The organism is [Muricauda] lutisoli (nom. illeg.), assembly GCF_017313105.1.
In the GTDB taxonomy this organism is placed as follows: Bacteria; Bacteroidota; Bacteroidia; order Flavobacteriales; family Flavobacteriaceae; genus Flagellimonas; species Flagellimonas lutisoli.
Genome location: NZ_JAFLND010000001.1, coordinates 820,635 through 832,889, shown reverse-complemented (window position 1 = coordinate 832,889; position 12,255 = coordinate 820,635). Strand labels below are relative to the sequence as shown.

At 40.1% G+C, this 12,255-nt stretch carries 12 protein-coding genes; 10 read left to right on the top strand and 2 right to left on the bottom strand.

Annotation, left to right across the window (positions count from 1 at the left end):
• Positions 1-7: 7 nt before the first annotated feature.
• From J0X13_RS03950 to J0X13_RS03925, 6 genes are all read left to right on the top strand, one after another.
• Entirely contained in the window at positions 8-337 is a 330-nt protein-coding gene (locus J0X13_RS03950) for an ArsR/SmtB family transcription factor (protein ID WP_207070148.1), read from the top strand.
• Between the two features lie 49 nt (positions 338-386).
• Entirely contained in the window at positions 387-851 is a 465-nt protein-coding gene (locus tag J0X13_RS03945; RefSeq protein WP_207070147.1) for a DUF6428 family protein, read from the top strand.
• Positions 852-866: 15 nt separating this feature from the next.
• Positions 867-1,484: an arsenate-mycothiol transferase ArsC gene (locus J0X13_RS03940; RefSeq protein ID WP_207070800.1), complete on the top strand. Its 618-nt coding sequence runs from the start codon at positions 867-869 to the stop codon at positions 1,482-1,484.
• Positions 1,484-2,554: an ACR3 family arsenite efflux transporter gene (gene arsB, locus J0X13_RS03935; protein ID WP_242535609.1), complete on the top strand. Its 1,071-nt coding sequence runs from the start codon at positions 1,484-1,486 to the stop codon at positions 2,552-2,554. The genes J0X13_RS03940 and arsB overlap by 1 nt, the downstream gene beginning before the upstream one ends.
• Positions 2,555-2,637: 83 nt before the next feature.
• The gene (locus tag J0X13_RS03930) at positions 2,638-3,567 is read left to right on the top strand and encodes a TolB family protein (protein ID WP_207070146.1); all 930 of its coding nucleotides are present in this window, start codon (positions 2,638-2,640) and stop codon (positions 3,565-3,567) included.
• Positions 3,568-3,730: 163 nt separating this feature from the next.
• Positions 3,731-4,699, top strand: coding sequence for a DUF4382 domain-containing protein (locus J0X13_RS03925; RefSeq protein ID WP_207070145.1), 969 nt, complete (start codon positions 3,731-3,733; stop codon positions 4,697-4,699).
• Positions 4,700-4,787: 88 nt separating this feature from the next.
• On the opposite strand, the gene J0X13_RS03920 is transcribed toward J0X13_RS03925, so the two are convergent.
• Positions 4,788-5,978 carry a TlpA disulfide reductase family protein gene (locus J0X13_RS03920; protein ID WP_207070144.1) on the bottom strand — a complete coding sequence of 397 codons (1,191 nt, stop codon included), beginning with the start codon at positions 5,976-5,978 and terminating at the stop codon, positions 4,788-4,790.
• A gap of 155 nt (positions 5,979-6,133) precedes the next feature.
• On the opposite strand from J0X13_RS03920, the gene J0X13_RS03915 reads away from it, so the two are divergent.
• From J0X13_RS03915 to J0X13_RS03900, 4 genes are all read left to right on the top strand, one after another.
• Positions 6,134-6,517, top strand: coding sequence for a DoxX family protein (locus J0X13_RS03915; RefSeq protein WP_207070143.1), 384 nt, complete (start codon positions 6,134-6,136; stop codon positions 6,515-6,517).
• A gap of 48 nt (positions 6,518-6,565) precedes the next feature.
• Positions 6,566-7,597 (top strand): DUF4421 family protein, encoded by a 1,032-nt coding sequence (locus tag J0X13_RS03910; protein ID WP_207070142.1) that lies wholly within the window; start codon positions 6,566-6,568, stop codon positions 7,595-7,597.
• Positions 7,598-7,876: 279 nt separating this feature from the next.
• On the top strand, positions 7,877-8,725 hold the full coding sequence (locus J0X13_RS03905; protein ID WP_207070141.1) for a TolB-like translocation protein: 849 nt from the start codon (positions 7,877-7,879) through the stop codon (positions 8,723-8,725).
• Positions 8,726-9,420: 695 nt separating this feature from the next.
• The gene (locus J0X13_RS03900; protein ID WP_207070140.1) at positions 9,421-10,065 is read left to right on the top strand and encodes a response regulator transcription factor; all 645 of its coding nucleotides are present in this window, start codon (positions 9,421-9,423) and stop codon (positions 10,063-10,065) included.
• 68 nt (positions 10,066-10,133) lie between these two features.
• Here J0X13_RS03900 and J0X13_RS03895 read toward each other — a convergent pair whose 3' ends face one another.
• A complete protein-coding gene (locus J0X13_RS03895; protein WP_207070139.1) occupies positions 10,134-12,200 on the bottom strand; it encodes a TonB-dependent receptor in 2,067 nt (688 codons plus the stop codon).
• Positions 12,201-12,255 lie beyond the last annotated feature (55 nt).

Genomic DNA, 12,255 nt, shown 5'->3' with positions numbered 1-12,255 from the left:
ATTATCCATGGGTTTAACGAAGACTGAAATATTTACCGACAAACAAAACCGGATTGCACAATATGCAAAGGTTTTTGGTCATCCTGCCCGTGTGGCGATCCTTCAGTATTTATACAAACTGAATGCCTGTGTCTGTGGTGACCTTGTGGATGAAATCGGTTTGGCACAACCCACAATCTCCCAACATTTAAAGGAATTGAAGCATATGGGTTTGATCAAGGGTAATGTTGAGGGCACAAGCGTTTGCTATTGTATTGATGCCGACAACTGGAAGAAGATGAAGAGCGTTATGTCGGAGTTCTTGGACCAAGATCTTGACCACAAGGATTGTTGCTAAAAAAAATTTGAATTCATTAATCGTAATATTACAATAAATAAACATAATCATGAAGTTAGAAGAAATTAAAACGGCATTGGCCCAATTGGACACCATAGCTTTTCAATTGCCCAATGGCGATTTGGTCCCCAACCATTTTCACGTGACCGAAGTAGGTAAGATCACAAAACATTTTATCGATTGCGGCGGAACCGTTCGCCATGAGGAAGTTGTCAACTTCCAGCTTTGGAATGCCAATGATTACGACCATAGGCTTCATCCCGAAAAATTGGTCCATATTATTGAATTGTCCCAAAAAACATTGGATATCGGAAATTTGGAAGTTGAAGTAGAGTACCAAGGCCAGACCATCGAGAAATTTGCCCTAGACTTTGACGGTACCAACTTTTTGTTGACCACTAAACAAACCGATTGTTTGGCCAGGGACAAATGTGGTGTTCCTACCGAAAAACCAAAAGTGAAACTGTCCGAGCTTCAAAATTCTGGATGCGTTCCGGGAAGTGGTTGCTGTTAACTTCAATACATGAACATGGCCCTTAATAACCCATTGAACGATTTTGTCTCTAATTTGGATATCGCCTCCATTTCAAAAGACAGAAAGGAAATCTTGTCAGCACTTGTAGTGTATATTCAACAAAAAGTGGACAGCAAGAAACCCATTCGTCTCAACTTTATCTGTACCCACAATTCCAGACGCAGCCATCTGTCCCAGATTTGGGCACAGGCCATGGCACATCATTTTGGAATCAACAATGTGAACTGCTATTCCGGCGGAACGGAGGCGACCGCCCTATTCCCTATGGTGGCCTCTACCTTAGCACACACGGGTTTTGAGGTACATACGCTTTCTGAAGGAAGTAATCCTGTTTATGGCATCAAGTTTTCGAAGAACGAACACCCTGTTATTTGTTTTTCAAAAAAAATGGATGATGGTTTCAACCCTGAGTCAGACTTTGCAGCTATTATGACCTGTTCGCAGGCCGATGAAGACTGCCCGTTTGTTCCCGGTGCCGAAAAACGTATTCCAATCACATACGAAGACCCAAAAGCGTTCGATAACACGCCTCAGCAAGCCCAAAAATACAGCGAACGGAGCCAACAGATTGCTACCGAAATGTTTTATGTTTTTTCCCAAATTCAAAAATAATGGCCATCAAAAAACTAAGCTTTTTAGATAAGAACCTGACTCTTTGGATTTTTGTGGCCATGGCCCTAGGGGTCGGTATCGGCTATTTTTTTCCAAACTTCCCCGATGTTGTCAATTCCTTTAGTAGTGGGTCCACCAATATCCCAATTGCGATCGGATTGATCTTGATGATGTACCCGCCTTTGACCAAGGTGAAATACGCTTTGCTGCCGAAAGTATTCAAAAACACTAAAATTCTGTCCATTTCGCTCGTTTTGAACTGGATTGTGGGTCCTGTGTTAATGTTTGCCCTTGCCATCATATTTTTGAGGGACTACCCAGAGTATATGGTAGGCCTTATTTTAATTGGTTTGGCACGTTGTATCGCTATGGTGTTGGTCTGGAACGACTTGGCCGAAGGGAGCAGCGAATATGGCGCCGGGCTGGTGGCGCTCAATAGTATTTTTCAAGTATTCGCCTACAGCTTTTATGCTTGGATTTTTATCACCATACTCCCACCCTATTTTGGTTTTGAAGGGGCCATAGTTGATATTTCCATTGGAACTATTGCCGAAAGCGTGGCCATCTACCTAGGTATTCCTTTTTTGATGGGCATTTTGAGCCGTCAAATCTTGGTGAAACTGAAAGGGGAGCAATGGTATGTCAAAAAGTTTATCCCTGCTATTTCCCCAATTACCTTGATTGCACTACTTTTTACCATTGTAATCATGTTTTCCTTAAAAGGAGAGTTGATCGTTGAGATACCCATGGATGTTTTGATCATTGCCATTCCACTATTGATTTATTTCGCATTAATGTTCATTGTCGGTTTCTTTGCTACCAAGGCGATGGGCGCGGAATACGACAAAACTGCCTCCGTGGCGTTCACGGCTGCCGGAAACAACTTTGAGCTGGCCATTGCCGTGGCCATAGCAGTATTTGGATTAAACTCCGGTCAAGCTTTTGCAGGGGTAATCGGACCTTTGGTGGAAGTACCTGCACTGATCTTATTGGTCAAAGTTTCTTTTTGGTTTAGAAAGAAATATTTTACCCTCAACAAGGCAAAAGTGGAACACAAAAGAACATTTTAAAAAATCGTAGAGTTTAGTAACTTCAGCCCGCTAATAACCTAATTAAAAGCTTTTAGTATAAAAACAAATCGATTATGATGAGAATGATTGTGATAATCGGGCTTACCACGCTCTTTTTTGCCTGTAATTCAACCGAAGAGCCGGATTTGGGCATTGTGTACAACGTGCTTCGAGATGCCGAAATTGACGACTACGAAGTTTTCTCCATGAACCTTGATGGTTCGAACAAAAAAAACATCACCAATCGTTATGGTGTGGAATGGTCTTATTTTTCACACCAAGATACCCTGTATTTTATTTCGGACAGAAATAGCTGTAAGCGTTGCTTTTTCTTGTACAAATCAAATTTTAATGGAGAAAACCCGCAAAAAGTGTCGGGTCTTGAGCTTACCGATAGCTGGATGAGCAGTAGAAAAAACGGTAGCGAAATTATTGTGAAACCAAAAACCTTGTTTGAATCCACTTTTTATATTCTAAATAAAGACGGAACAGTGATTCAGGAAGTAGATACCGACCTCCCCTTTGCCGCTGATCCCCTATTTGTAAACAATGGCAAGCAGGTGGTGTTCAGAGGTGGTTTGTCCAAAAACAAACTAATTGATGGGTTTAATGAGGAACTGTACATTATAGATGTTGATGGACAAAATAGAAAACAGCTGACACATTATCCTGAAGCAGATTCCACTGCTGGAAAATATGGTTATAGGGCGGGAGCGCCGAAACTGCATCCTACCGAAAATTTTGTTACCTATCAAAGCAAGCAGGATGGAAAATATAGCCTGTATGCTGTTAGCCTTGATGGTAAGAAACAATGGAAATTGACTGACAATCAGGAAAATGAAGGTTGGCATGATTGGAGCCCAGATGGAAAATGGCTGGCCATTGAACTTTTTGATGATGCACAATCCCAATTTCATATTGGATTAATGAATTGGGAAACAAAAGAAATGAAGATTCTAACGGACACTTCATATAAATATCAACAGGCACCGAATTTTATCTACAAAAATTAATTATTGTAAGAATAGGACTACTTATTTTTCTTCTAAAAATGCATTTCATCGATTAAATTGGTTTTTTCATGGAATTCCGTAGGGTTTTTTAAACTTTGATTGTTGAATTAAGATAAAGTCAAAGCAGGGATAATTATGCCCTAAAATTTTTAAACCCCATACTATGAGAACAAAATTTATTTTCAGTTTATTAATGGCAATGGCTCTTATTATAATGAGCTGTTCAGATGGTGAAGGAAGAAGCGCGGAAGGTACTGGAACTTTATCAGTTCAGTTAACAGATGCCCCTTTTCCCACTGAACTGGTTGCAGAAGCCAATGTCACCGTTTATAAGGTCGAAGCCCGCTTGGTAGATGGCGATGATTCGGATGATATGAACGATGATAGCTCATCAAATGATGACTCCACCGATGATGATTCAAGTGATGATTCTTCCGATGATGATAGCTCCCCTTACATTACATTAATGGAGGAAGAGATGGATGTCAATCTTTTGGAATTGACCAATGGACTTACACAACAATTGGCAGAAATTGATGTTCCAGCAGGTTCCTATGATTTGATTCGTGTTTATGTAAAAGGAGTAAATGTGGTTTTGACCGATGGAACTGTTTATGATTTAAAAGTACCAAGTGGTGATGCTTCTGGTATCAAAGTTTTTGTTGAACCCGCAATTACAGTTGTTGGTGGACTTTCGGCTGACCTCCTATTGGATTTCGACGTAAGTCGTTCTTTTGTTGCAAAAGGAAACATGGACACCGCTGCAGGGTTAAATGGTTTCAATTTTAAACCAGTGATCAAGGCAAGCAATATGTCAACGGCAGGTACTCTTTCGGGCAATGTCAGCACCGTTGAAGAAGAAACATCCGTTGCCTTGGAGGGTACCCAAATCTCCGTTTTTGCCGCAGATACATTGAACACTACTTCATTTACCGATGTAGATGGGAATTATGCTGTTCTTGGTCTTGAGGCAGGCATGTATGAAGTAGTTGCGGAATTGGAAGGTTACATTACCAGCGATACATTGGATGTCCAGATCGATGCCGCTAATGTTACCACACAGCATTTTGTGCTCGAAGTGGATCCAGATGCCACTGACGACAGTACGGATACCACCGAAGGTGGTAATTAAAACACGCACGCTTTAAAATAATCAAGAAAGCCAGGCTTATACCTGGCTTTTTTGTTTTAGATATTCTGACATCCCGGTGTTCAAGTTTTTAAGGACTGGACATATAATCATTTACAAAATCCATTAAATCCTGACCGTGAAGATTTTTGGCGAGTACGTCCCCCTCCTCATTCAGTAAAAAATTGGCAGGGATTGTTTTTAACCGTAAGGTTTCCATGAAAGGATTTTGATCACCCTGCAAGTGCGAAGCGTGCAACCATCTATGGGCGCCATCTTTTTCTATGGCATTATTCCAGGCTTTTTCACTGCTTTCCAATCCATATGCCATAATTTGGAAACCTTCAGTATTGAATTTTTCCCAAAGTGGGACCAAAACATTGCGGTTCTCAACCCTACAAGGAGCGCACCAGGATGCCCATACATCCAATAAGGTCAACTTGTTTTCCTCAAGTATTTCTTTCAAGTTAACCGTTCCATTATCCTTAATAGGTAATTGTAAATCAGGAATTGTATTCCCGATCAAGATGGGAAGGTTCTCCTTGCTTACAATTGAAGCAAGTTCCTTTGCCCAAGGATGTTCCGGATATACGTTGTTCCATTTTCTGGATTGTGCATAAGCAAGTTCAGCGACTCGTTCATAATCGCCCTCAGGACTGGCCCATCGCAAAGCCACCATTGCAGGCATCAACTCTTCTGAAGTGTCTGAAAAATCAATCAATTCTTTCCGATACCCATATTGGTTGCTTTCCCGCTCCAACAAATCCTCGTCGGCCCCGCTCCCATCTTGTTGACCTTCCAGATATTTTTTAAAGGCCGTTAAACGCAAATCCCTCAATTCCAACATAGCCTCATTTTTTGGGGATGGCTCCTTAATTGAAAAAGAGGATTGAAAATGGGCAATATCCGCGTCAATCGTCAGGTGGTTGTCTGGATTGTAAATCAAAGGGAAATAATTGTCCGTTTCAGGGTTTTTGTTCAATAATCGGTTGGGGTACTTCTCCCCCAACTTTTGAACCACTATTTCAAGCAAGACCGGTTCTTGAAATGCTGGGTTGCCTTTAAATTCAAATCGACCATTTTCATCTACCTGTGCGGAATCCAATACCTTTCCCACAAAACTTTGGGCCACCGCTTCAAACTTTTCTGGATAAACCAGGTAAACCATAGGTTTCCAATCGCCCCCTCCTTTCAAGTTCAGGGTGCCGGAAAGCCATGCCTCTTGAGAGCAGGATTGTAAAAAAAGTACTGATATTATGGATACAAGAAACAAATTTTTCACGCCGGTAAAATTAACCATTTCTGAGGATGATTTTGCGACCAAACCCATCATCACCTCATACAAAAACCAACCTTAAGTAGAATTATTTGCGCATCAAAGGTTATTTAAATCCAAGTTTTCCGACCAAAAAACAACAACCTTATCAATACACAACTATGAGAACAAAATCCATTGTAAACGCTATTTTAAGGATAGTTCCCGCCGTAATTTTATTGCAAACGCTGTTTTTTAAGTTTACCGCAGCCCCGGAATCTGTCTATATTTTCGAAAAACTTGGCCTTGAACCATGGGGAAGAATAGGCCTTGGGGTCCTTGAATTAATTGTGGCCGTACTGATACTTATTCCCAAAACTACCTGGCTGGGTGCTTTGATCGGTATAGGCATTATGGGCGGGGCCATCTTCTCGCATCTTACCACATTGGGCATTGTTGTACAAAATGATGGGGGCACCTTGTTTTTTCTGGCATTGGTTACCTTTATTTTCTGTGTAGTTCTAGTGTGGACAAACCGAAATCAAATTACATTTTTGAACAAATAGAACACTACTGTTCAGATTAATCCAAATAGCAGTGTATCTTGTACTCGTATGGAATATTGTGATTATTCTGGAGGTTTCACCCATCACATTACGGCGAGTCTTGTGCTTCTCGCAACCTTTCTTGGGTTCCAATTAAGTGCCCAAACAGATACAACTGCCATTGTCAACTATGGGGACAAAATAATTCTCAAAGCAAATATCGACACCCAAACCGATGCCTTTTTCTACAAAAACAACGAAGATGGTAGTCGGCTACATATCAAACCCAATAACAGATATCGAATGTTCCTTTCCTTGGATTATGAGTTTATAGGCTTTAGTGTAGGGATAGTGCCGAAATTCTTAGGAGCGAACAGTGATGAAAATTTAAAAGGAGAATCATCCTTTACCGATTATCAGTTCCGGTTTTTTCTGGGAAGATGGGTTCAAGGAATATCTTACAAAAAAATCTCCGGATACTATGTGAGAAACACCAAAGATTTTGTTCCTACTTGGACCAAGGGGTCAGACCCATATATTCAATTCAACAATCTATACATTAAAACATACGGAATGTCCACTTCCTATGTTTTTAATCCGAATTTTTCCTATAGAAATATCGTGTACCAAAATGAGTGGCAGAAGGTAAGTAGCGGGAGTATTATTGGCTCCCTGTATTACGATTACAATATTTTTGATTTGAACGAACCCAACGCCGTAAACCGGGAGAAGTTTTTTAATGTACGATTGGCACCCGCCTACTATTATACCTTTGTGCTTCATGATAATTGGTTCTTGTCCGCAAACCTGTCCCCTTCCCTGGGCTTGCGAATCTCCAAAGCTGAATCGGGTCTGGAAAACAATCTAACCGTTGACAACAACACTTATATCACTCGGGCACTATCCGGTGGGCTAAACTTAGGGTACAGCTCAAAAAGAGTGATTTACGGGGTAAATATCAATTTTAGCACAAATTGGTACAACGAGGATGATGTCTCGACCACAGAAAACGACCAGTTTTACGGAGTGCTCTACTTTGGATATCGATTCGACCCTCCCAGGGCCATTGATCAAATTTTCCATCCAGACAGACCGAATTAATACATGGTTTTAAAAGAGTTTACGATTAAGTTGTGGTCTTTCACCACCCACATTTAGCTGATGTTATCCAATCTAATGGATTGTATCTTCTGATGGATAAACGACACAAAATGAACGTTTAAACGCATTTTTAAACCTAAACGAGTGTTAAACACCGAAAAAATATTCGATAAAATGCACTTTTTAGTCGTTAAAAGTAAAAACCTATGAAAAATTAATAAGTAATCACTCCGATTGTTTTTGATCTTTGTCATGTATTAACCCCCAAATCTATACATCATGACACGATCTACGATTTACAGTCTACTTATTTCAGGAGTAATACTGGCCGGTCAAAACGTTTTTGCTCAGGCAGATGAAAATATGATCAACGACACCATGGAAGGAAGTGTTTCCACTATTGATGGTTATGTGCCATCCATGTCGATTACCAAGGATGGAAAAACGGCGTACTTTAGCAAGGGTACGTACGAAAAGCCACTTTACGGTGTCTTCTCAAAAAAAGAATTGATATATCATGTTTACCGTGCCGAAAAAGTGAACGGGGAATGGACCAACGTAACAAAATTGGATGTATGCCCTAAACACTACTCTGCCAAACACCCTACTGTTAACGCTGATGGATCTCGTTTGTTCTTTGCCTCTAACATGAAAGGCACCTTTGGCAAATACGATATATATGTGGCCGACATTGCTGCAGATGGAACTTTGGGAGTATCCAAAAACCTTGGACCTAAAGTGAACACAAAAGAGGATGAGCTATATCCTAGTATTTATAACGAAACATTGCTGTTCTTTGCCTCCGAAGGACGAGATGGTTTTGGTGGATTGGACCTTTATGCTTCCCAAGTTGTAAAGAACACACTTACCACATCGGTGAACCTTGGTGCCCACATCAATAGTAATAGCGATGAGTACGCCATTCAGTTGAGCCCAGAGAAAAAATTAGGGTTTGTGGTATCCAACAGAGGATTCAATAACACCATATCACAATATACTGTGGCATATGGACGTTCAAGTAAGCAGAATCAGTACAACGATGTTGCTGAGCGAGATGCAGGACTCCAAGCCGCCATGAATGAGGAAACCTACGAATACGTGGATACTTCATTCCAGGACGAAGAATAACAACTGCTCACTAAATAACTTATTGAATCGGTCAACAAACCTGAAGTGTCCAATGATGTTGTTTCATAGCCGAATTTAGAAACACTCCTCATGACAATGATAAGAAAGACAGGGGGAAACTGACAGACTATCATAGAAAGCGGGTTGTATTATTTCAATCTGACCGATTTACTCCAAGAATAGGATGCTGATGGGACGGCATCCTATTTTTTTATGCAATAAATTGAAAAGCAGTTGTTTACGAATACACTCCTCTTTTCTTTCCTATACTATTATAAATGGATGGGATTTACAAAAAGTGCATTTGAACGAAAATCACTACAAAAATTCTGCTCAATAGGTGAAAAATTATAATTTAACTCTTGAAATAATACAATCCCAAATCTATTAAGTCATGAACAAAAACTACAACACTCGAAAAAAAGGCGTCCCAAAACCTCTTTTCACCTTACTTTTTTGATGAGGTAACAGACCTCGACCAACACAAATTTTAGCGCTTAATCCCTTTAGGGATTACACCCATTTTTGAAGCAATCCAATATGGAACTGTCATTGGTATTGTCCTTTTTAGGATTATACACCTGATTCTCATTGGTTTATCCCAACTTTAAAAATGCGGATACGGACGATATTGTCCAAAACTTAACCTACAATACAATTATGTAACAGCATTAATCCCCCTAATCTTTCTTATCATGAAAAAAAATGTATTAAAAATTGCCATTATCGACAATGATGGCACGCTCGGCGGCATTTACCATCAGTACTTTCAGGGCAATGAGCAGTATGAACTTCATGGAGTTTACAGCTCTGTTCACAACCTATTGTCCAATTTTGGGCGGTCCCATCCGGACATTGTCATCTGTGAGGCATTGCTGAACGGAATTTCAGGCATTGATGGCCTTGAATATTTCTATCGCAAAAACAAAGACCTCAAGGTATTGATGATGAGTCAAGAAAATGATTTTAAGATCATAAAAGAAGCCTTCAAAAAAGGAGCTAGCGGCTACCTGATCAAGCCAATCACCAAGGATAGGTTGTTCAATGCGCTTGATGCTCTTGGCCAGCATGGTATTGCTTTGGAACTGGATGTAGCGAAAAAAATTATTGATTCGTTCCAAACCAGGTCGTTCGATGTGTTCTCTAAAAAGGAAAACGAGATCATTGAACTCCTTACCCAAGGCTTTACCTACAAGATGATTGCCGACAAACTTTTTGTGACCCCAAGCGCGGTCAATTTCCATATTCAGAATATTTACGTTAAACTCAACGTAAATTCAAAATCGGAAGCTTTGCGAAAGCTCAAGGAAATGGAAATGCAGCAGTTGAATGCAGCTTAGAAATAGATGATTCTCCATTTAAAAAAGCGCGGGCAAGCCGCGCTTTTTTGTTTTCCATGGTTTCTATATCAATCAATAAGGCTTGCAAAACCGATTTTACCGTCCGCAGCGATAGTTGTAGTCTCAATTTTTACTTTGGCATTATTAGGGTAAGCAGGAAAAGTAATAACGGCTTCACCATTTTCATCTGTTTCCAATTTCGGGTTCCAGTACACTAGATTCATCTTTTTCCCTTTTCTTGGAGGAAGACTCTCTTTGTATCGGTTAAAATCCATAGGTATTACATAACCCTCAAAATCCAACTGACCTTCTTTTCTTCGAATAAATTCTCGTTCATTTCCTTTTCGAGTATAAATGACAAAAACTCCGGCAGAAGCCCTGCTCCCATACATTGATGCATCTGGACCTTTTAACAATTCTACTCGCTCAATATCGCGATTATTGGCCAGAGCCGAAATTTCATTTAAGGGACTGGCGGCGCTGGTGCCCATTTGGGCCCCACTCCCACCTTGAGATAAAGGAAAACCATCCAAAACCCATAGAATAGTACCGGAAGTACCCATAATTTTAACGGAGGGGCTCAACGTTTCCGCTCCTCGTACCATAACACCTGGGAAGCTCATAAGCATTTGAGCCAAAGTTTTGGGGTTTTCAAAATCTTGTCGGATTACTTTTGTGAATGGTCCACTGGGACCATAAAGTGATGGTGTATAATTTCTTTTGGTGTTTTCTTTGGACACTTCTACTTCATCCAGTTCTATGGTTTTTTCTGGCTGTTCCATACTTAATGATTCCACCCCGTCTGGATTTTGATATTCCAATGGTTGTGATTTTTTTGACATAACTGGTGTCTGAACTTCTGTTTGCTCTTCGAATTCGGATAATGGCACAATTTTCACCAGTCTCGATTTGGTTTCATCACCATCGGTTCTTGCAACCAAGGTGGCCTTTCCTTCAATTTGAATGTCCTTAAGCCTTAAAAATCCCATAGCGTCCGTTTTCACCTCTCCGATCCATAAATCTTCATCGCTTGAAGCCATCACCTGGATTTTGGTATTCCTCAATAACATATTGTTTAGGTCATAGGCACGACCACTTATTTCCAATCCCTTTTGAAATGGGAATCTTACACCCTTCGTTAAATCTTCATCCAAAAACTGTGTTACCATTTCTCCATTGGAGGACAATACATAAAGGTCTTTGAGGAAAGATTCTTTCCTGTAGACCGAAACTTTGTTCCCATCCATACCATTAAAAAAGGTGAAGAGACCTTGTTGTCCAACAAAACCTGAATTCAATTCCTCTCTGAAATCGTCTTGCACTCTATTAACACTTATGGCCAATTTTGATTTTACAGGTTTGTTGTTGCTATCGGTTATCCTGATTTTGTAGGTTTTCAACCCCATATTGATATCCTTGCCAATATTGTCAATAGCAATATGTAGCTTTTTAGGGGCTATCCAGATAGGTCGTTTTGCCAATTCATCACCTAGGTTATCCACCAACTTTAACACAAAAACGCCAAAGGGAAAATTGCTTTTATCCAATTCCAAGTCCAAAACTTTACCGTTTTGGAAATTCAATTTCTTTTCAAAATAGGTAAGGCCTCCAGATGTTCCGACAAGTAATATATTGCGCTCTTGGGTACCGGAAGAAGCAGTAATTCGAATACTAGCGTTACTGTCATCTAGATTGTTAACATGCAATAGATAACCCTGTGATGTTACCTTGGGCAAAGGGACAAGTCTTCCGTTTTTCAGTTCAAGGTGATACTTTTTGTTCTCCTCCGGCTCAAAAACGGCACTTCCCAAGCCATTCGCAAAAAAAGTTACTTTAGCTATCTCTTCGTGGTTTTCATCTATTATTTTTCCTTTGTTAATAGGTTCCAATGTGCCATCAGTAGGAGTTTTGATTATTATCCGATTCTTATAACCATTTACTAATGTTCCTCCTTCTGGTGTGATGGTGACAGGATGTTCGCTCGGAGTTTTGATTACATTGTCAAGGTCGCCAATTTGGATTTGCTCAATTGCAGAGTAATACAGCCCATAATTTTGTGACCAACGTGTATAAGCCTTTAGTGTATACTGGCCTGGTTCAATATTCTTGGGCAATTCAAGTTGTCCTTGAACCATTGCATTTTTTATTTTATGAAATTGCCGTTTTATTAAAATTCCGTCATCGTCCAAT